This is a genomic window from Hahella sp. CR1 (assembly GCF_029813005.1).
Classification (GTDB): Bacteria; Pseudomonadota; Gammaproteobacteria; order Pseudomonadales; family Oleiphilaceae; genus Hahella.
In genome coordinates, this window is sequence record NZ_JAPELK010000004.1 from 496,354 (window position 1) to 517,369 (window position 21,016).

19 protein-coding genes and 1 tRNA gene are annotated in these 21,016 nt (G+C 52.1%); 16 read left to right on the top strand and 4 right to left on the bottom strand.

What is annotated here, in order from left to right:
* Positions 1 to 665 precede the first annotated feature (665 nt).
* Positions 666 to 1,253 carry a hypothetical protein gene (locus ONV78_RS12895; protein WP_279503579.1) on the top strand — a complete coding sequence of 196 codons (588 nt, stop codon included), beginning with the start codon at positions 666 to 668 and terminating at the stop codon, positions 1,251 to 1,253.
* Positions 1,254 to 2,065: 812 nt separating this feature from the next.
* Positions 2,066 to 4,561, top strand: coding sequence for a DNRLRE domain-containing protein (locus ONV78_RS12900; protein WP_279503581.1), 2,496 nt, complete (start codon positions 2,066 to 2,068; stop codon positions 4,559 to 4,561).
* A 59-nt stretch (positions 4,562 to 4,620) separates the two neighbouring features.
* Here the strand turns inward: ONV78_RS12900 and ONV78_RS12905 are convergent, their stop codons facing one another.
* From ONV78_RS12905 to ONV78_RS12920, 4 genes are all read right to left on the bottom strand, one after another.
* Positions 4,621 to 5,091 (bottom strand): GNAT family N-acetyltransferase, encoded by a 471-nt coding sequence (locus ONV78_RS12905; RefSeq protein WP_279503583.1) that lies wholly within the window; start codon positions 5,089 to 5,091, stop codon positions 4,621 to 4,623.
* A gap of 223 nt (positions 5,092 to 5,314) precedes the next feature.
* Positions 5,315 to 6,187 (bottom strand): hypothetical protein, encoded by an 873-nt coding sequence (locus ONV78_RS12910; RefSeq protein WP_279503585.1) that lies wholly within the window; start codon positions 6,185 to 6,187, stop codon positions 5,315 to 5,317.
* Positions 6,188 to 6,257: 70 nt separating this feature from the next.
* The gene (locus tag ONV78_RS12915; protein ID WP_279503587.1) at positions 6,258 to 6,611 is read right to left on the bottom strand and encodes a hypothetical protein; all 354 of its coding nucleotides are present in this window, start codon (positions 6,609 to 6,611) and stop codon (positions 6,258 to 6,260) included.
* Between the two features lie 345 nt (positions 6,612 to 6,956).
* A tRNA-Arg gene (locus ONV78_RS12920) sits at positions 6,957 to 7,033 on the bottom strand.
* Positions 7,034 to 7,193: 160 nt separating this feature from the next.
* Here ONV78_RS12920 and arsS point away from each other — a divergent pair.
* The 14 genes from arsS to ONV78_RS12990 all read left to right on the top strand — a co-directional run bounded on the left by arsS (position 7,194) and on the right by ONV78_RS12990 (position 21,013).
* Positions 7,194 to 8,156 (top strand): arsenosugar biosynthesis radical SAM (seleno)protein ArsS, encoded by a 963-nt coding sequence (arsS, locus tag ONV78_RS12925; RefSeq protein WP_279503588.1) that lies wholly within the window; start codon positions 7,194 to 7,196, stop codon positions 8,154 to 8,156.
* The gene (locus tag ONV78_RS12930; protein ID WP_279503589.1) at positions 8,153 to 8,848 is read left to right on the top strand and encodes a TIGR04283 family arsenosugar biosynthesis glycosyltransferase; all 696 of its coding nucleotides are present in this window, start codon (positions 8,153 to 8,155) and stop codon (positions 8,846 to 8,848) included. The genes arsS and ONV78_RS12930 overlap by 4 nt, the downstream gene beginning before the upstream one ends.
* Complete coding sequence (locus ONV78_RS12935) at positions 8,841 to 9,503, top strand: TIGR04282 family arsenosugar biosynthesis glycosyltransferase (protein ID WP_279503591.1); 663 nt, start codon at positions 8,841 to 8,843, stop codon at positions 9,501 to 9,503. The genes ONV78_RS12930 and ONV78_RS12935 overlap by 8 nt, the downstream gene beginning before the upstream one ends.
* Positions 9,504 to 9,766: 263 nt before the next feature.
* The gene (locus ONV78_RS12940; RefSeq protein WP_279503592.1) at positions 9,767 to 10,747 is read left to right on the top strand and encodes an NAD-dependent 4,6-dehydratase LegB; all 981 of its coding nucleotides are present in this window, start codon (positions 9,767 to 9,769) and stop codon (positions 10,745 to 10,747) included.
* Positions 10,740 to 11,924: a LegC family aminotransferase gene (locus tag ONV78_RS12945; RefSeq protein ID WP_279503594.1), complete on the top strand. Its 1,185-nt coding sequence runs from the start codon at positions 10,740 to 10,742 to the stop codon at positions 11,922 to 11,924. Before ONV78_RS12940 ends, ONV78_RS12945 begins: the two co-directional genes overlap by 8 nt.
* Positions 11,921 to 13,105, top strand: coding sequence for a UDP-N-acetylglucosamine 2-epimerase (gene neuC, locus ONV78_RS12950; protein WP_279503595.1), 1,185 nt, complete (start codon positions 11,921 to 11,923; stop codon positions 13,103 to 13,105). The genes ONV78_RS12945 and neuC overlap by 4 nt, the downstream gene beginning before the upstream one ends.
* On the top strand, positions 13,102 to 14,193 hold the full coding sequence (gene neuB, locus ONV78_RS12955) for an N-acetylneuraminate synthase (protein ID WP_279503596.1): 1,092 nt from the start codon (positions 13,102 to 13,104) through the stop codon (positions 14,191 to 14,193). Before neuC ends, neuB begins: the two co-directional genes overlap by 4 nt.
* The gene (locus ONV78_RS12960) at positions 14,186 to 14,821 is read left to right on the top strand and encodes an acetyltransferase (RefSeq protein WP_279503598.1); all 636 of its coding nucleotides are present in this window, start codon (positions 14,186 to 14,188) and stop codon (positions 14,819 to 14,821) included. The genes neuB and ONV78_RS12960 overlap by 8 nt, the downstream gene beginning before the upstream one ends.
* A gap of 263 nt (positions 14,822 to 15,084) precedes the next feature.
* On the top strand, positions 15,085 to 16,140 hold the full coding sequence (locus ONV78_RS12965; protein ID WP_216737831.1) for a nucleotidyltransferase family protein: 1,056 nt from the start codon (positions 15,085 to 15,087) through the stop codon (positions 16,138 to 16,140).
* A gap of 34 nt (positions 16,141 to 16,174) precedes the next feature.
* A complete protein-coding gene (locus ONV78_RS12970) occupies positions 16,175 to 16,900 on the top strand; it encodes an acylneuraminate cytidylyltransferase family protein (protein ID WP_279503601.1) in 726 nt (241 codons plus the stop codon).
* Positions 16,901 to 16,919: 19 nt separating this feature from the next.
* The gene (locus ONV78_RS12975) at positions 16,920 to 18,236 is read left to right on the top strand and encodes a glutamate-1-semialdehyde 2,1-aminomutase (RefSeq protein WP_279503604.1); all 1,317 of its coding nucleotides are present in this window, start codon (positions 16,920 to 16,922) and stop codon (positions 18,234 to 18,236) included.
* A gap of 165 nt (positions 18,237 to 18,401) precedes the next feature.
* Positions 18,402 to 19,262: a class I SAM-dependent methyltransferase gene (locus ONV78_RS12980; protein WP_011398589.1), complete on the top strand. Its 861-nt coding sequence runs from the start codon at positions 18,402 to 18,404 to the stop codon at positions 19,260 to 19,262.
* A gap of 39 nt (positions 19,263 to 19,301) precedes the next feature.
* Positions 19,302 to 20,183: a hypothetical protein gene (locus tag ONV78_RS12985; protein ID WP_279503606.1), complete on the top strand. Its 882-nt coding sequence runs from the start codon at positions 19,302 to 19,304 to the stop codon at positions 20,181 to 20,183.
* A 53-nt stretch (positions 20,184 to 20,236) separates the two neighbouring features.
* The gene (locus tag ONV78_RS12990) at positions 20,237 to 21,013 is read left to right on the top strand and encodes an oxidoreductase (RefSeq protein WP_279503608.1); all 777 of its coding nucleotides are present in this window, start codon (positions 20,237 to 20,239) and stop codon (positions 21,011 to 21,013) included.
* Positions 21,014 to 21,016: the final 3 nt, after the last annotated feature.

Consider the following 21,016-nt stretch of genomic DNA (forward strand, 5'->3'; position numbering starts at 1 on the left):
TTAACGGGAGTGTAAATTTGACGTTTTAGGGATGTTATATTGGACGTTATTTTTATAATGACTGGTTATAAGCTTTTATAGCTAATCCTATATAAAGTTTAGATAGCTTAAAATCTTAAATGCCTGAAAGGAGTTGTGACGGTATTTGTAATTGTTTATCGCTTTATTCGAAAAAGGATGAACTTAATATCCTTATTTTTTAGCTCAGAGAAACAAGCGTCCCAGATTTTTGCTTTACTCAATTGCAGTTGTCATGGGAGTCCCTGTGAGCCAAGCCTTGGAAAGCTTGATAGTGAGGATAGTTAGCGAAAACTTTATGTCTTCGGGAAATATCTACATAACTCTCTGTAGCTTTTATTTAGCATTGGATACTCCGAAGTTCCTAGTCCGAAAATACATGCTGAAATTGCACTTTATATGCAATTTAACTCGTTGACAGGAAACAGGTATTCGTTTGAAATAGCAGTCCTGACAGCAAAGTTGTAATTTGCGGGTATTGCTGAAAATTGGACAGAATGGCGCTGTTTTTGCCGATCTTATTTGCAGTTAGTTGGTGAAAATGCCGGTTGAAAGGAAATCCGGTTGCTCGAGATGGACGCCTTAATGCTGTCGTTATTTTAGCCAAGTGCGCTTTTTATAAAAACACAACACGGATGACAGATACTATGAAATCTGCTCTTTTGACATTACTTTCAGTACTATCGTTGAACGCTTCGGCGTCGTACGTTGATATCAAGAATCATTGGGGTATGCCCTGGCCGGAATCGACCAGCGTTACTTTGGATTACGACATAGTCATTGACGACTTACCTGATGGCAAAGACGTCTTCATCTATGAAACGGCTTTCAGTTTTGACTACTTGTCTAAGGATGGGACGTGGAAAAATCTGCTGAACGACCCGTTTCCATTGCCGTTTCCTAGTCCGTGGGACAGCTTAAAAGAAAACGGTATTTATCATTATTCCTTCGAAATCAGAGATCTGTTAACAGAGTACTTGGATAGTACAGATGGTTTAGGAATGATCAGGGTAACGTCTGTTTTCTCTGAGATGTTGTTCCATGATGATAACTGTTCGCCAGTGCCTGAGCCTGGTAGCGACAAGCCTGAATGTACTCCGGACCAGTATAAAGAAGCAAAACTGTACGGAGACAAAGGTTACTATATCTTCGTTGACGAGCCTTCTCTCGTTGGTTTGTTAGGTTTAGGCCTTGTGTCAATGGCGGCTGTTCGTCGGAGAAAAGGAAAAGCGTAACTTCCTGTTATAGGGGGGCTGAATGCAGGCCCCCTATAAATGCCCTTTTGGGTGGTCATGTCTCATTAGTAGTTTATTCCTGTTTTCTCTTCCCTCTGCCTATCTTCCTGTTATCTGTCTTCCTCAATAAAAAATTGTGTCATAGCTATATTTGCTGGTTGTTTTTTGTTCTACACTTTGTTGTAAGGGACCGGAACCGAGTAAAGCGTAATTGGATGGCTTAGTTGTCGAAAACGCAGGCAGTAATCCGGGAGACAGTATGCTCACGATCGCTATGATTTTGTTTTTGTTGTTGTTCTTAGGGGTTTATGCGCTAATCCGAAGATCTCCAGAAAAATGTGAAGGGTGTGGGAAAGAGTCCTTAACAAAGCCGTGTGGGAGCTTTGATCTATGTGAGCAATGCGAGCAGAAATGGGATGTCGCTCGGATGGCTGTCAACTACACCGTTGTCCCTGCCTCTAGATCAGTTAAAAAGAGAAAAAGTCACATCTAAGGAACCTCTGAAAAACGTTGGCGATGCCGCCAGTGCAAGGAAAAAGTCGGCGAAAAGCGCAGTTTATCGTGAATAAATGAGCATTTTGAGCCGACTTTTGACGCCGCAATGGCAATGCAGATAGTTTTTAAGAGGTTTCCTAAGTCCATTTGACTAATATGTGGGTCTATCTACACGCATTTTAAGGAAGCAGCGGTTACTATCCTGTTTGGTTCATTTCAGCGCCTATCGGATACAAAACAACGCCGTAACTGAACTGATTGTCACGCCGTTGTGTAAATAATGGTCACTTCCTCTGATCAATATTTGGGAGTGGCGCATGGCGGGTGATTTAAACTGGAAGGTTGGGTGGGCAAGACACAAGTTGGCGACAGGCGTTAGGATTGCGATGGCGCTTGGTGCGGCGCCTGCCGTAGCGCAAGCGGGAGTGGTTGTGCTTGAGCCGGTTGCGGACACGGTTTTACAGGAGCAGTTAATTGACTCCAATCAGGGCGGCAGCCCTTATTTGTCTATTTCACCAGAAGCCAGTGTGCAGCGTGCGCTGGTAAAGTTTGACCTCTCTTCCTTGGCGGGTTACGCCGGTAACATCACCTCAGTTAAGCTGGCTTTGAATGTCGACTTTAACGGCAATGACTGGGCCGGAGGCGGGTCGTTGATCGATCTGCACCGTGCGCAGGAGGACTGGAATGAGAGTCAGGCGACATGGCGTTGCGCCAGCACTCCGGTTTGCGGTTGGGATGGCGGAGATTTTAGCGCCGCCGCCACAGATAGCGTAGATGTTAAGAACATTAATAGCGGTTCCGTTCAGTTTGACGTGACGTCGGACGTCGCCCAAATGCTGGCGACAGGAACCAATTATGGCTGGGCGTTAAAGAAACGCCGGGAAGACAAAGACGGCAGTATTAGCTTCAGCTCGAAAGAGGGCGCAATAGCGCCGAGGCTGATTGTAACGACTAATGGAAGTGTTGATCTTCCTCCGTCCATAGAGATAGCTGCGCCTACATTCCCGATTCTTATAGATTCCGATCCCACTTCTTTTGTTATTCGTTACTCCGATGACATCGGCGTCGACTTGAGTTCATTAGTGGTGACATTGGATGGCGTTGACCTGACGACTTGCTCTGTAACCCTGAATATGGCGACTTGCGCCTATTCCGGGCTGACTGAAGGCGTGCACTTATTGCAGGCGGGCATTCTGGATAACTCTGGGGACGCCGCCAATTATGCAGTGGCTCAAGCCAGCTTTCTGTACCTTAAAGAGTATGGCGGAGGCGTCGCCGCCTCGAAATGGCATACAGGATCAGGTGCGCCTTCTGCAGCGTTGGGTGTGGAAAGTGACCTGTACTTGGATAAGAGCAATGGCGATGTCTACGAAAAATTAAGCGCGGGATGGTCATTGGCGCTGAATATTAAAGGACCACAAGGCGAAACTGGCGCGCAAGGTCCGCAAGGCATTGCAGGGCCGATAGGACCTCAGGGTGAAGCTGGCCCCGCTGGCGTTCAAGGTCTGCAGGGCGAAGCGGGTCCTCAAGGCGAAACAGGTGCCCAAGGACCTCAAGGTATTGCAGGATCAATAGGGCCTCAGGGAGAAGCAGGGCCGGCTGGCGCTCAGGGACCACAGGGAGAGGCGGGTCCACAAGGCGAGACAGGCGCGCAAGGACCTCAAGGTATTGCAGGTCCGATGGGGCTGCAGGGTGAAGTCGGACCGGCTGGAGCTCAAGGTCCACAGGGAGATCAAGGGCAGCAAGGCGTTCAAGGGATCGCCGGAGCGATGGGGCCTCAAGGTCCTCAGGGGGAAACAGGGCCAGCAGGTCCTCAAGGTGAGGTGGGCCCTGTCGGACCACAAGGACCTCAAGGTGAAAAAGGTGAGGCTGGGCCTGCTGGAATCGCCTCTAATGTATTCGCCGGGTTTATCAATCTGGATGCGCCAGGGAGCTCGGCGATCCCCGGCGGTTGGGCATTAAGCGAGATCAGCGATGGGCAGTTTGAGTTGACCCACAACCTGAACACAGAGTCAGTATCCTTTGTCGCCACAATGCAAGCATTGACTGGTGGCGCTGGTGATGCGATTACAATCAACCAGCTAACGCCGAATAGCATTACTTTTAGTCATGTCAATTCAACAGGCGCGCTGGTAACTGGAAACAGTTCAGGTTTGAACGCCCATTTCATTATTGTTGCACACTCAAGCATAGCGCCGTCGCCTGTAGGTGGAGGTGTATCCTGTAACGCCATTCTGTCGGCAAACCCCGGCGCAGCAAGTGGCATGTACACTATCGATCCTGACGGGGATGGTCCTTTAGAAGCGTTTGAAGCTTATTGTGACATGGAAACAGAAGGGGGCGGCTGGATGTTGGTAGCTCACCTAACTGACGGGATGTCCAATATACCTGTTATCGATGGCCTTTCCTCGTCAGATATTGGTGTCGTTAATGCAACCGTTTGGAGTCAGCTGCGGGATAACATGAGTGCAGGAATGATGTTTATTGATGAGTTCGGTAAGGTCTCGACAATCAGTCATGCCAAGCTCTATTCAGGGAACTGTCTTGCGTTGCAGGACAAAGATAATCTGAGTGAAAAAGAAAATTACAACGCTGAAAGCAAAGCCGCTACGATTTGGCACAATGAAAATACGGAGTGCAACCATCTGGGTTCAGACTATTCCATGATTGTTGTTCCGAGTCCGTTGAACTCAGGCAATAACACTGGTGGCGCGGCTCTCTATCAATACTCGACGGTTAAGTTTGATAAATGGCCCTATGCGTCAGATGTCTCTTATAACGAGCAAAATGAGCTTTTTTACTTTATAAAATAATATAGTTTGGACTGAGCCCAGACGCCCTGAGAGAAACTCGCAGGGCCTTTGGGCTGGTTTTATAGTGAAAACTCCATATGCAACAAAGGAAACGGCTTGCCCATTCCATCTACAGGAGAGCGCCCGACAATATTAAAGCCGAAGCGTTCATAAAAGCCCACAGCCTGTGGGTTTTGTTCATTTACATCGACCTTGACGGCTCGCATCTCATCAATCGCATGTCGTAACAAACATCCGCCTATGCCAGTTCCGCGAGCTTCAGCGGTGACAAATAGCATCTCGATATTCCTATCCGCGACGCCGACAAAACCAAGTATTTTTCCGTCCGCACTTTTGGCGCATCTCAGGTTTACCGCCTTCAGGTATTCATTGAGTATTAGCGGTTTGAAGAATTGAATATCTTCCTCAGATAAAAAGTCATGGGTGGCTCTCACTGAGGATTCCCAGACCTCGACAATGTCTGGATATTCATCGGCTTCAACGCGGCAGAGTGGTTGCGTTGGACTGTATTGGCGGGATAATTTTGACATAGACATAACTCCATTTAACGAGCATGGAAGATACTGTCTTTGTTTTTATTTATCAAATGCTTATAAAGCGGAAAAGGTCTGTAGGAAAGGCGCGCTATTAAGTGCGCCCTGATCTGTGCTTCTGTATAGCTTTACTTTGTATCTGCCGCTATCGGTTAGTTGTGGTGGTGAGCATTAGGCTCTAGTCGTGGTTCTGATGTTTAGCGTAGAGAGTAAATCAGAATTAGCCTTTTCCCAGCTTGTCTTCGGCGTCGAGATGTAGCAGGTTGCATTTAGCTCGGCGAAGATATTTGTCTATTGTCCTGGTTGAAACCTGTCTCTGTTCAAACTGCTCAAGGAGTTGCTCCAGGACATGGGTAATTCTTTCTTCATCTTCAGGGACGAGGTCCATACCTATAATGGTGCTTTGAATCGTCCATCTAAAGTCCGAAAAGCAATCCATCGTACAGTTGTTGCACGTGTTCTCTATCTCCATGATGTTGTCTAAAAGCGTAATGGTGTCGGACAACGCTTTTTGACTAAGACGACGTTTAGCAATTTTCTCGCGGCTACTTTTCGCCAGGTTTTCAATAATATAGTCGCACACTTGCGCGAGACGAGTCAGATCATCCAGCTTGTTATCGTCCAACAGGGTCAGGCAGATGGCGAAATAAGGATAGTTGATGAGAGTCTTGTTATTAAAACGGATGATTCTGTCTTTCTGTAGCGTCAGGTGGGTGATTATTTTCGCCTGCAGATCAGTAATAAAGCCATCATGTGAGAAAAGATAGTATTGCTCTGGCCAGTTGATCAGGAAACAATATTCGAAGTCATAGTAAGCAAGCGCCTCTAGAATGTGCGCGCCGACGTTTAATGGCGCGTTCTCATGACTGCACCTTTCAAACAGAGCGATAATATTACCCAGAGAGCTATTGGAGCGCATTTGATCCATCAAAAGATTAGAAAGTTCTCTGTTTGATTCCTCTAGCTCCGTGTTCTTTTTCTCCAGTTCGGAGGCTTTATTGATTATTAAAGTCTGTTTTTTATTAATGGTGTTGGATCTTGCGAAGGCGCCTAAGGAGCTTGGGTTATTATTCTGTATTAATAAGTGAAGCATAAACCTGAGCCTTAATTTAAGAGTGTTCTGGGGCGAATCTGTTTACGAAGAATTTTTGCTTTTGGATTTTTTATGCTTCATTTCGAGGTATGGAGGCGGCGATTGAATTAATCGTCTCTGTCAGAAGGAAAAGCGGCTCCATATAGCGCTCTCTTTCTTGGGCATCCACAAGCATCTTAAATGTGAAGTGCTTGTTGACATTGATCCAGTAGTTCTCATGAAAAATAATATGAGGAGACTCCAATGCAGCCTCTGATATATCTTCTACATCAGATAGTAAAAGATAGTCTCCATCAGAGAAAATCCATGTCTTTTTGTTTATGGAAAGTCTGAATATGTAAGCGGGAATATCGTAAAAGACAAGCGCCTGCTGAACGGAATACGCCAGTTGGAAAGAGTCTCTGGTCGTCAGATAGTTCGTCAAGAGGTCAATGATTCTTTTGAAGTGACCACTGTTATCAATTAAGTTGCAGCCGGAAGCTCGCGTCCGATATACGCAGCTCTCATTGGACTTGGGGCATAGGTCGGATATTAGTGTTGGTTTTGTCGCGCACAATTTTGCGGCCTCCGATACAGTAATAAAGATATTACATAACTTCTCCGGAGAATTAATTGCGTACCGATACTGAATTTATTAGGTGGCTCTAAGTAATACTACTTATTATGAATGTGGGCTTTTGAGTGAATATTAGCCACATGTTAAAATCGCTGAAATGCCGCAGATTTAAAGGCTTTTGGGTGATTTTATGTAGTATCGAGCTAGGCGGGGTGGCGCCCTGGGCAGGATTCGAACCTGCGACCTTCCCCTTAGGAGGGGGACGCGCTATCCAGCTGTGCCACCAGGGCGTCAAGAGCGCTAAATAATAGCGGCATTGGGCCGTTCTCTCAACCCTCTATTTTCCGGGCGGGCAGGGCGCTTGAATGCTTTGCGCGAGTTGGGAAACTTTCCTGTGCGGCGGCTGTCTATTACTCTTATAAGTAATGACCCCGTAGTAAGGAGCCTCTGATGTTAGATGTACGGCCGATGTTGATGGTTTCCAATTTTCCCGCAGTCACTCGCGGAACCCTGGAGACCCTGCAGGTCAACTTGGGGTACAAATGTAATCTTAGCTGCACGCACTGCCATGTCGCCGCCGGTCCCACCAGGACGGAGATGATGACGGAGGCGGTGATTGCGGATGTGCTTGAGTTCATCTCGGTAAAGAAAATCAAAGTGCTGGACCTTACTGGCGGCGCGCCGGAGATGAACCCATACTTTCGTTCCCTGGTGACGGAGGCGCGAGGGATGGGGGTGAAAGTAATGGATCGCTGTAACCTCACGATCATGCATGAGGACGGACAGGAGGACCTGGGTGATTTCCTCGCGAAGCAAGGCGTTGAGATCGTGGCGTCCTTGCCGTGTTATGCAGAACAGAACGTGGATAAACAGCGCGGCAAGGGCGTTTATCAGGAGAGCATTTCTGCGCTGAAAAAGCTCAACGCTTTGGGGTATGGGCGTGAGGGCAGCGGATTAACCCTTAATCTGGTGTACAACCCGGGCGGTCCTTTTTTGCCGCCGGCCCAGGAAAAGCTGGAGGCGGACTACAAGCGCGAGCTGTTGGATCATCACGGCATTGAGTTCAATCAGCTATTCGTGCTGACCAACATGCCGATCAGTCGCTTCGGCAGCGTTTTATTATCCAAAGGGCAGTTCAATGACTATATGCAACTGCTGCACGCCTCCTATTCCGAACATAATTTACATTCGGTGATGTGCCGCACGCTGATCAGCGTGGATTGGCAGGGATATGTGTACGATTGCGACTTTAACCAAATGCTGGACATTCCCTTGATTGCGTCAGACAAGCCCAAAGTGCATTTGCGAGACTTGATGACCGAGAACCTGGAAGGCTCCAGTATCGCCACGGCGGATCATTGTTATGGATGCACCGCCGGACAGGGCAGCAGCTGCGGAGGCGCACTGGATTGAGCATACCCGTCAGCGTCATCATTCCTACTTTGAACGAAGCCGAATCTATTTCGGCTTTTTTGCGGGTATTGCAACCGCTGCGCGAAGCTGGATGGGAGCTTATTCTTTCTGATGGCGGCAGTCGCGACGAGACGGTGTCTCTCGCTGAACCGCGGGTGGATAAGATTATTGTCAGTACGCCAGGACGTGCGACGCAGATGAACAATGGCGCTGAGAGCGCTAGCGGAGAGGTCCTGCTGTTTCTGCATGCGGATACGCAATTGCCTCAAGACGTGATCGCGCAACTGACTGCGTTTGTGGCGTCCAATGCTGACTGGGGGCGTTTTGATGTGGCGCTGTCTGGGCGGCGATTCATGTTTCGCGTGGTGGAAACCCTGATTAATCTGCGTTCCCGCATCACCTCGGTTGCGACGGGAGATCAGGCGATTTTTATTCGCCGGTCTGTTTTTCGGCGGCTTGGCGGTTATGCGCGCATCCCATTGATGGAAGACGTGGAAATCTGCAAACGCCTGCGACGCCTGAGCCCGCCCTGTTGCATTCGCGCGAGGGTGATTACGTCCAGCAGGCGCTGGGAAACCCGTGGGATTTGGAAAACTATCTTTCTAATGTGGCGATTGCGTTTCGAGTATTGGCTCGGCGTCGCCCCTGACAAGCTGTTTCGTCGCTACTATGGGAGGCCGGGGAATGTCTGAGTGCTGCCTGATTCAGTTCGCCAAGCGCCCTGTCGCCGGATTGGTGAAGACCCGTTTGATTCCGGAATTGGGCGCCGCGCGGGCGCTGGATGTGCATGAAGCCCTTTTGCGCAAAACGTTGAATGTCTTGCTTGAATCCGACCTTGGCCCGGTAGAGTTGTGGTGGGACGCTCATTGGGACGATGCCGACGCCATGCAACGCTTTCTGATTGCGACGGTGGAGCCCTCGCACATGGCGCAGGCCAGGAAGCTGATGATCCGCTATCAAGAGGGCGCGGATTTGGGAGAACGCATGAGTCATGCTTTGGCGCAGGGACTAAGGCAATCCCAAAAGACGTTATTGGTGGGAAGCGACTGTCCGGTTATCACGCCAGATTATTTGCGCCAGGCGATGATGGCGCTGGATCACTCTGATGTGGTGCTCGGGCCGGCGGAAGATGGTGGGTATGTGTTGATTGGCGCGCGTAATATTACTTCGCTGTCTCTCTGCGGTATGGCCTGGAGCGTTGAGACGGTTCTGCAGGCGACTATTGCGCGATTAGGCGATGCTGGCCTGAGTCATCAGCTTTTACCTGTTTCCTGGGATGTTGATGACTACTCCGACTACCTGCGCTGGCGTCAAGAGGAGGAACGCTCGCATTCCCGCGTCGATTAACCTGTTCTGAATAGCTTTTACTCTGCTACTTGCTTGATTATTAAAGAATCTAATTGCTATCCCACCTTGAATTTAAGGCCCGTACAGCTACATTTCATGTATAAGTAGTGAGAATGTATAAGTAGTGAGAATGTATAAGTACTGAGAATGTATAGGTAGTGAGAAGCTGGAAGCGCTCACGTAGCAGTTAAATGCGTGTCAGCGCCTAGCATCAGCGCAAGGTGCGCAAAGTGTTTGGCGGACAGGCCTGAAGATTATTCAAAATGAAAACAGCGTTAGTGACAGGGGCGGACGGATTTATCGGTTCGCATCTAGTGGAGATGCTGCACGCGCGAGGTTACCAAGTTCGCGCGCTTAGCTATTACAACTCGTTTAATGATTGGGGATGGCTGGAACAATCCGCCTGCCTGAAGGATCTGGATGTTTGGAACGGCGATATCCGTGATCCGCATTATTGCATTGAGCTCACCAAGGGCGTGGATGTGGTTTTTAACCTCGCTGCCCTGATTGGCATTCCCTATTCCTATACGGCGCCGGATACCTACGTCGACGTCAATATCCGCGGGACGGTGAATATTTGCCAGGGCGCCCGGCTCAATGGCGTTGGCCGGCTTGTGCACGCGTCAACCTCGGAAGTCTACGGCACCGCCAAATATGCGCCTATTGATGAGAAGCATCCCTTACAGCCGCAGTCTCCCTACAGCGCCTCCAAAATAGGGGCTGAATCCATGGCGCTGAGTTTCCATAATGCGTTTCAGTTGCCGGTGACGGTGGCGAGACCTTTCAATACATACGGGCCCAGGCAGTCCGCCAGAGCGGTTATTCCCACCATCATCTCTCAAATCGCCGCGGGTAAGTCCTCAATCAAGTTAGGAGATCCAACGCCTACGCGGGACTTCAATTTCGTTGAAGACACTTGCCTGGGCTTTATTGAGTTGGCGGAATGCGAGCAGGCGATTGGTCAGGTCGTCAACATTGGCTCCAATACGGAAATTTCCATTGGCGATACCTTCGAATTGATTTGTCGGCTGATGCAGGCGGAAGTGGTGATGGAGTCGGATCAACAGCGTGCGCGACCCGCAAACTCGGAAGTGTTTCGGCTTAAATGTGATAACGCTTTGATAAAAAGTCTCACCGGGTATGAACCGAAATACAGCCTTGAGCAGGGACTGCGCAGAACAATCGACTGGTTTACGCGCCCCGAGAACCTGAGGCGGTACAAGGCGGATATTTATAATGTCTGATCCCTCAGTCTCTGCCCGTCGCCACGAATATAAACCACTGTTTAAGTTTATTCGCAACGCTTTTCCCAACCAGGGCGTGATCCCTTTGCATGAACCGAGGTTTAGCGCGCTTGATAAGCAGTATGTAAATGAAGCGATTGATTCAACCTTTGTCTCCAGTGTGGGAGCTTTCGTTGATAGATTCGAACGCCAGATTGCTGAATACACCGGCGCGGGCTACGCCGTCGCTGCGGTGAACGGTACGGCGGCATTGCACTTGGCGTTGGTTCTGTGCGATGTGCAGCCGGGAGATGAAGTCATCACCCAGGCGCTGACCTTCGTGGCTACCGGGGCGGCGATTCTGTATTGCCGCGCCAACCCCGTGATGGTGGATGTCGACAAAGATTCGTTAGGCATGAGTGCGGAAGCGTTACGGAACTGGTTGGAGAACAACGCCCGTAAGGAGGGTGGGGTGGCTGTCAATCAGGCTACGGGAGCGGTGATTAAAGCCTGCGTCCCAGTGCATGTGTTTGGCCATCCTTGCCGGGTAGATCAGATTAGAGATATTTGCCAGGAATGGGGGATCAGGCTGGTGGAAGACGCCTCAGAATCTCTAGGCAGCTTCTGTAAAGGGCGTCACACGGGTACGTTTGGCGATATGGGAGTGTTCAGCTTCAATGGCAACAAAGTTGTCACTACCGGTGGCGGAGGCGTTATTGTGACGAATAATGAACGCCTCGCCAAACGCGCCAAGTTTTTATCCACGACCGCGAAACAGCCGCACCCCTATGAGTTTTTTCACCCTGAACTGGGATACAACTACCGTCTTCCCAACTTGAATGCGGCTTTGGGTTGCGCCCAGCTCGAACAACTGGAAGGGTTTATTGAGGCCAAGCGCGAGTTGGCTCACGCCTACCGTGACTTCTTCAATCAGGCGGGCATGCCCGTAGCCTTTGTGGAAGAGCCGCTGGAAAGTCGATCGAATTACTGGCTGAACGCTATTTTAGTGTCGAGTGAGCAGGAGAAAACTGCGTTACTTGAAGCGGCCCTGGAAGAGTCCGTGCAGATGCGCCCAGTCTGGCGTTTGCTGCATGAGCTGCCAATGTTTGAGGGCTGCGCCCATGATGGATTGACGGCTTCCATTGAGCTTTCGCGCAGGCTGGTCAACCTTCCCAGCAGCGTGGTTCAAAAGCGATGACGACATCCCGAAGAAAAATCTGTGTCGTCACCGGCGCGCGCGCCGACTATGGTCTGCTGTATTGGTTGCTGAAGGAAATCGAGGCGGATAACGCACTCATCTTGCAACTGGTGGCGACAGGCATGCATCTTTCGCCGGAGTTCGGCTCTACATGGAAGCAAATCGAAGCCGATGGGTTCCATATATCCGAAAAAGTGGAAATGCTGTTGTCCGGGGATTCGCCTCAGGCGATCAGCAAATCCGTTGGACTGGGTGTTATTGGGTTGGCGGACGCCTATGCACGGCTGCAGCCGGATCTTCTGGTATTGCTCGGCGACCGCTTTGAGGCTTTGGCGGCGGCGCAGGCGGCTATGCTGGCGCGTATTCCCATTGCGCATATTCATGGGGGAGAGCTGACGGAAGGGGCGGTGGATGAGTCCATTCGTCACGCTATCACCAAGATGTCGCAATTACACTTTGTCGCAGCGGAAGCATACCGCCGCAGAGTCATTCAGCTCGGCGAAAATCCGCAAAGAGTGTTTAACGTGGGCGCGCCGGGGGTAGAGAACATCCGACGTCTGCCCCTGTTGAGCAAGGATGAGGTGGCGACTCGGCTAAAGGTCGATATGGGGCGTCCTGTATTACTGATTACCTATCACCCTGAGACGCTCAGTGAGACGGCTCCGGTGGAATCAATGCGGACGTTGCTGTCGGCGCTGGACGAGTACCCGAACGCCCTCAAGATCTTTACCTATCCCAATGCGGACGCCTATGGTCGTGAACTCATTGATTGTCTGCTCCGTTATCAGGAGCGCCACGGAGACAACGTGCTGGTGTCCTCTTCCCTTGGGCAGTTGCTGTACTTGAGCGTTATGCGTTGCGCTGACGCGGTGGTCGGCAACTCATCCAGCGGTTTGATTGAAGCGCCAGCGCTGGGGCGGCCGACGGTCAATATCGGCGGCAGGCAAGGGGGACGATTGCAGGCGGCTTCCGTCATCCAATGCGAAGAAGAACGCGCCAGCATTGTCCAAGGGATCGCTCGTGCGCAGGAGTCTGAATTCCTGGCGAGCCTGAACGGGATGACGCCGCCATATGGCGGTGGCGACACCGCCCGACAAATTGTGGAGGTTCTCAAACAGGCTCCATTAAAGTCGCTATTGCTCAAACCATTTTACGACCTGCCACAAGGAGATGTGGAGTGAAGACGCTGATCATTGCGGAAGCCGGCGTGAACCACAACGGCGATGAGGCCATGGCGCATCAGCTGATTGAGGTGGCGAGCGTCGCCGGCGCTGATGTCGTGAAATTTCAAACATTCAAAGCAGACCTCTTGGCTACCGCGGAGGCGCCCAAGGCCGCCTACCAGAAAAGAGGTTCCCAGGCGGAGGAATCCCAACTGCAAATGCTGCGTCAGCTGGAGCTGGACTACGCGGTTTTTAGGCGCTTGCGAGATGAGTGCGACCGGCGTGGAATCGGATTTATGTCTACCGCTTTCGAGAGCCGCAGTCTGAAGTTTCTGGTGGATGAGCTGGGTGTGGAGCAACTGAAGATTCCCTCTGGTGAAATCACCAACGCGCCTTTTCTCCTTGAACACGCCGCGGCTGTTCGAAAATCAGAGAAAGGGCGTCTGATTCTGTCTACCGGCATGGCGACGCTGGGAGAGGTGGAGTCTGCGTTAAGCGTGCTGGCCTTTGGGCTGTTGGCGGAAAGTGGAGAGCCGCCATCCCCGGAAGCCTTCGACGCCGCCTGGGGATGTCGTGAAGGGCGCGAGGCGGTGCGCGCCAAAGTGACCTTGCTGCACTGTACGACGGACTATCCGACCCCGTTTGACGATGTGCGGCTACGGGTCATGCAGTCCTATCGGCAGGCGTTTGGAGTTCGGGCCGGGTATTCGGATCACACGCAAGGCGTCGCTATTGCATTGGCGGCGGCGGCCCTGGGCGCTGACGTCGTGGAAAAGCACTTCACCCTGGATCGTAACCTGCCGGGACCGGATCATATGGCGTCACTGGAGCCGGATGAACTGCAGCAAATGGTGGCGGGCATCCGCGCGATTGAGCAGTCGCTGCAAGAGTCTGTCAAAGTTCCCAGCAAAGCGGAAATGGCAAACCGGAAAGTCGCCAGAAAAAGCCTGGTCGCTGCGCGAGCTATTAAAAAAGGGGAGCCTTTCGATGCGTTGAACGTCGCCGTCAGCCGGCCCGGCGGAGGCATGTCTCCCTTCCTGTACTGGCGGCTGCTGAGCGGCTCGGCAACCCGGGACTATCAGGCTGGGGAGCTTATTTGTGAATAAGCCCGTGCTGCTGATCGGAGGAGGCGGGCACGCTCGGGTGCTGATGGACATCCTCATCTTGAACGGGGCGGAGGTTATTGGCGTACTGGACCCGGGTTTTGCGCAGGGAACGCAATTGTGGCGCGGAGTGGAAGTGTTGGGAGGCGATGAACGCTTGAGCGACTATGACCCCTCTACGGTGGATCTGGTCAATGCGCTGGGATATTTGCCCGGCAAGATGGCGCGCAACCAGCTTTTCGCCAAATTATCCTCTCAGGGATACTGCTTTCCCACATTGGTTCATCCTCATGCCGTTCTGTCTGACGATATTAGTTTGGGAGAAGGGTGTCAGGTCATGGCGGGAGCGATCCTGCAGCCGGGCTGCGTCATTGGCCCCAATACCATTGTTAATACCCGCGCGGTCATAGAGCATGATTGCGTTGTAGGCCCGGACAATCATATTGCGCCAGGCGCAGTCTTATGCGGAGGCGTGCAAACAGAGAACGGCGTGTTTGTCGGTAGTCATGCGACTGTTCTGCCGCAGGTTCGCATTGGCGTTAATGCATTGGTCGGCGCCGGCGCCGTAGCGGCAAAAGACATACCTTCAAACGGCAAACTGGCGCCGCCAAAAAGCAGTTTGCTCTCCTGATGCGGCAAATCCGCGCTTCCGCCTTGTGTCGCCTTTGTAACGGACTGTGGCGAAAGCGTAACCGCCTCTAAAGAATAAAGGAGAAAAGCCGATTAACAATTATGCAACGCGTCGCCAATTCACTCTCCTTCGCCTCTCCGCTCCATGCGTTGAACGGGGCGCATATCAAAGGCGGGAGGACTGGAACGAAGATTGCTGTGTTGCCATATATGTAATCGGGTTGGTCCAGCGGGATTTATCCGACTGGTTTGGAGGGTAGAAGTATGTGTGCCGATTGGCGTCAGGTATTGATCCAGCCGCAAGCAAGTATCGAACAGGCGATAGAGGTCATAGAAAAAGCCACTTTGCGCATTGCGTTGGTCGTTGACGAACAGCAACGGTTGCTGGGGACAGTGACGGACGGCGACGTGCGACGGGCGCTGATCAATCACACTCCTTTATCCGCTTCAGTCGTGCGGATTATGGAAAGCGAGCCCAAAGTTGCGGAAATCAATGATTCGCGGGCGCGTATTCTCTCCATCATGGAACGGCGCAAGCTGCTCCACATCCCTATTGTTGACAGTCAGCGCCGGGTGGTGGGGCTGGAAACTCTGTTGAATATCGCGCAACAACCGCGCTACGACAACCCTGTTATGCTGATGGCGGGTGGCTTGGGAACGCGCTTGCGTCCGTTAACCAACAACTGCCCCAAGCCCCTTTTAAAAGTCGGCAATAAGCCTATTCTGGAAAATATTCTCGAGAGCTTCGCCTCGTCTGGCTTCTCTAATTTCTATATTTCGGTGTATTACAAGCCGGAAATGGTGATGGACTACTTTGGCGATGGCTCTAAATGGGGAGTCAATATTCAGTATGTGCGCGAGAATACGCCCCTGGGCACAGGCGGCGCGTTGGGGCTGCTGCCGAACGACATGCCTGATTTACCTGTATTGGTGATGAATGGCGACATACTGACCCGTGTGAACTTCGAACATTTGCTGCGTTTTCACCAGCAGCAGCGAGGGGCCGCCACATTATGCGTGCGTGAGTACGAATTCCAGGTGCCTTACGGCGTCGTACAAGCGGAAGATCAACGCATTACCAGCATTGTGGAAAAACCCACGCATTCCTATTTCGTCAATGCCGGCATATACGTTCTGGAGCCGCAAGTGATTCGGGATATCAAACCTGAGCAGCACCTGGATATGCCGACTTTACTGCAACAGTTGATGGAGCGCCGTAAGGATGTGGCGATGTTCCCCATTCACGAATACTGGCTGGACATTGGTCGCATGAACGACTTTGAAAAAGCGCAGAAAGACTACATGGAGGATTTCGCGTGAGCCGTTTCACCTTCATTTGCAGAAAGGCTTCTTCATGATTGACGGTAAACGCGTACTGGCGATTATTCCCGCCCGTGGCGGCAGCAAAGGCCTTCCCGGTAAAAATATTCGTCCCTTATGCGGCGTTCCTTTGGTGGGGTGGCCAATCAGGGCGGCCCTTCAGTCCCGCTATGTGGATAGGGTGCTGGTGTCTACCGACTCGCCGGAGATTGCTGAGGTGGCGAAGAGTCAGGGCGCGGAGGTTCCTTTCCTGCGACCCGATGAGCTGGCGGGCGATTGCGCGCCGACAGCGCCGGTGTTGCTGCATACCCTGGATTGGTGCCGGCAGCATGGCGAGTCCTACGATTATTTAGTGCTGCTTGAGCCGACGTCCCCGCTCACTGAAGCTACCGACGTGGATAAGGCGTTGGAAATGCTATTCGGGTCGCGCGAGGCGCAAGCAATTGTCGGGGTGGCGGATGTCGATGTTCATCACCCAGTGTACTGTGCGGTGATCAAGGAACGCGGTTTGCTGGCGCCTTACCAAGGCGGAGACTTCGCCGCCATGCCGCGCCGGCAGGATATTCCCGACGTGTATTACTTTGACGGAACCCTCTACATTTCCACAGTCGAAGCTTTACGTGAGAAAGGCGGTTTCTACCATGATCGAACACTGCCTTACGTGGTGCCTAAGTGGAAAGCCCTGGACGTGGACACTTTAACGGATTTCATCTGCGTGGAAGCGGTTATGCAACGCAGAGAAGAATTGAAGTCTATGTGAACTCTTTGAGCGTGGTCCTATGTCTGATTATCAAAGCCGATTGTTGAGTGTCATTCCTGGCGGAGCGCATACCTACTCCCGAGGTTTTGATCAATTTCCCGCCAATGCGCCGCAGATCCTGACCTCCGGCAAAGGCGCCTATGTATTTGACCCGGACAATAAGCGTTATCTCGATTACGGCATGGCGTTGCGCTCGGTGATTCTGGGGTATGCGGATGAAGCGGTGAGTCTGGCCGCCGTTGAACAGATCTGGGCGGGCAACAATCTCACACGGGCGTCGACCATAGAGCTGGAGGCGGCCGAACTGCTGGTGGACATGATCGACTCCGTAGATATGGTCAAGTTCACCAAGAATGGCTCCACCGCTGTGTCGGCGGCGGTGAAATTGGCGCGCGCCTATACCGGGCGTGATCTGATTGCGCGCTGCGGGCAGCATCCATTTTTTTCCTATGATGACTGGTTTATCGGCTCAACGCCTTTGACGCGAGGGATTCCCCAGAATGTAGTGGAGCAGACCAAGTGCTTTAACTACAACGATTTGGCGTCACTGGAGCAACTCTTCGCCGCTTATCCGCAACAAATCGCCTGTGTCGTCATGGAGCCTGCAACCTCGGAGCATCCTGCGCCGTCAGCTACTCACGAGGGCGAAACCTTTCTGCATGATGTGCAGCGCCTGTGCGCGCGTCATGGCGTCGTTTTTGTCCTTGATGAAATGATTACCGGGTTTCGTTGGGATCTGCGTGGGGCGCAGCATAAATATCGCATCAAGCCGGACCTTTGCACATTCGGTAAAGCCATGGCCAACGGCTTTTCGGTGGCGGCGGTGGCGGGGCGCAGAGATATCATGGAGCTGGGATCTATTGAAAAGAGCGGGGCGGAGCGCTTGTTTCTGCTGTCCACGACCCATGGCGCGGAAATGTGCGGCCTGGGGGCTTTTGTGAAAACGGCGGCCATGTTGCGGGAGCGCGATGTCGTTAATCATATCTGGTCATACGGGGCCAAACTGAAGTCCGGTATGAACGCTCTGGCGGCGGAAGCGGGAGTGGCGGATTACTTTCGTGTGGAAGGCATAGACTGTTCACCGGGTTATCTGACGTTGGATCGCGATGGAAATCCTTCGATGGCGCTACGCACGCTATTCAGCCAGGAAATGGTCCGGCAAGGCGTACTGATGCCATGGATCGCCTTGAGTCGGGAGCATGGCGAAGAAGAACTGGAGCAGACCTTGAGTGCGGTTAAAAACGCATTGAGGGTATATGCGCAAGCGCTGGAATCTGGATGGGAGAACTTGCTGGAAGGGCCCGTCATCAAACCTGTTTTTCGCAAATATAACTGATCTCAGCTATATAACATTGTATATACGGCGTTTTTCGACGCGGGCTGACGGCTGGCGCTCGAAAATACAATGGCGTACCAATTGCAGTCACTATAAAGAAATGGCGGGCGAGACACATTTTCGTCACCCCGGCAAAGAACAGCAGCCTGTGCGAGAGAGGAAGCCATGACGACTCACAATCCACACGATGACTTTGTAGAGATTCAACCTATTACGCAGACCCCGCAATCTGCGCCCAAACCCGCCAAGCTGCCGCCGGTGACGCTGTCGCAACAGGATTTGGCGGACATTAACGCTCACCTCAATCAAAGCCCGGTAGACCTGCTGAAAGTGCCGGCAGTGCGAATGATACTGACCCGCAACCGCATGGCCCAGGTGAATCGCGAGAGTATCGAGCGGGCGGCGAACGTCGACTCCGCCGTTATCGATAACTGCATTGAATACAACATGTCCTGTCTGGCGGATGACGTCACTCATAATCGTCCGGAGCGCTTGATCGCCCCCTTGTGCCAGATTGGCTACATTGCGCGAAACATGCCGAAAATGCGAGTGCTGACGGTGGGGCCGCGTTCGGAATCGGAGCTGCTTTGCCTGATATCCTCGGGCTTTAATGAAAATAATATCCGTGGTCTGGATCTGTTTAGCTTTTCTCCCTATATCGACGCTGGCGACATGCACGCCATGCCTTATCCGGATCACTCTTTCGACATCATTATCCTTGGCTGGGTGCTGGCATACAGCAAAGACAACAAGAAGGCGGCGCAGGAGGTTTTGCGGGTGGCCAAGCCTGGCGCTCACATCGCCATTGGCTGCCAGGTGCAGGAAATTGTGGATGAGGCGTACTGGGAGCAATGGTCGAAAGCTAACAACAAACCCCATGTCACTGCGGGCACCAAGTTCAAACATACCAATGAGTTGCTGGCGTTGTTCGGGACCTCCATTGACCGGGTTATTTTTCAGGAGGACGCCCACCCAGAGTTTGAGGGCAAAACCTACGACATCATGACGATATTCAGGCTGAAGTAGAGCGAATTCTGGGACTGACGCATATCAGGGGGAAGCTTTATGTCCGCATCTGAAATCATGAGGCAAGTGTCGGAACACTATGACCTGCGAACCGGTTGTCGCCAGTATCATCTGGAATGCCAGCAGGCTTTCACCCGGTTTCTGACCATGCCGGGATACTCGTCTTTTTACAACAATGGTTTTGATCGCCTGCAGGTATTGGATACGGCGCATGTAGAGCGCGTTATGCAACAGCTGCAGCGTCTGCAGAATGATGACCGCAGCGCCTGGCTGGACCCTCACGTGGAGACCGTTAGATTTGACTACCGGAATGACGCGGACTGGATAAGGGAGATGTATGGAGCGGTGCTCAACGTGGACATGGACCGCATCCTGGTGAATTTCTTCCAGTCCGAGTACATGGTTCACTCGCTGTGTTTTCATCGCACCTTCCCTACGCAAGTGGAGGACGATGTGTCCTATCGCTGGCATCGGGACGCAGGGCCTACCGGGCATATAAAGATCATTATTTATTTCACCGGCGGAGAAATCAGCGGCGCTGGAACGGAAGCGCTGGACGTCAACGTCACTTATGAGCTGGCTGAGCAGGGGTATTCATTTCCACCGCTGAACGAACGTCGCTCGGATCTGGGCGAGTATTTCGACCGCGCCAATATCGTTTACAAGCCCTACGATCATTGTACGCGAGCTGGTGAAGCGCTGGTCTTCAGACCCCGGGATGTACTGCACCGCGGCGTGTTCTCACGGGACCCGCACTCTCCCAGATATGTCGCGACGATGTTGTTGCTGCCCAGTCCGGTGCATTGGACTCAGGCGCATGAGTTGTGGCCACTATATGCGCAACAACGTTTCGCAGGAAAATCCATTGATATGCAGCACGGCCCAGTCCTGAAAGGGCAGGCCAAGGTAATGGTGCCTTGAGGCCAGTCAGAGTCAGTCGTATAGATAAGGCGTTATAGAAGTTGAACGAATGTATGAAGCAATTGGAAGGGAAAGTCGTCGTCATTACTGGCGGATGCGGTCTGCTTGGCGGGAAGTTTTGTCGCGCAGTGCTGCAGGCTGGCGGCAGGGTGGCGGTGGCGGATATAGATTTATCCCAGGCTGAGTCTTTTGCAGAGAGCCTGCAAAGCGAATTTGGCCGAGAGGCGGCGTGCGCGGTTAAATGCGACATCACTGATAAAGAAAGCATCCTGAAGGCCATCGCTGAAACCGAACGCGCAATGGGGGCGATCGACGCCCTGGTCAACAGCGCCTATCCCCGCAATAAGCAATACGGGCGCAGCTTTTTCGATGTGGAATATGAAGATTTTTGCGGCAATCTGTCATTGCATCTGGGGGGATACTTTTTGGCGTCACAACAGTTCGCCAGGCACTTTGTCGCACAGGGCGGCGGCGCGATTGTGAATATCGCCTCCATTTATGGCGTGACGGCTCCCCGCTTCGATATTTATCAGGGGACGACGATGACGATGCCGGTGGAGTATGCGGCGATTAAATCCGCACTCATCCACCTCACACGTTACATGGCGAAGTACTTGCGCGGCACAGGCGTAAAGGTCAATGCCATCAGTCCTGGCGGCATTGCAGACGGCCAACCGGAAGCTTTTTTGCAGGCCTATGCGGAATATTGCAGCGAAAAAGGCATGTTGGACCCTGACGATATCTGCGGCGCGCTGGTGTTTTTATTGTCTGACGCTTCACGTTACATCAATGGCGGCAACCTGATTGTGGATGATGGCTTCTGCCTCTAGATC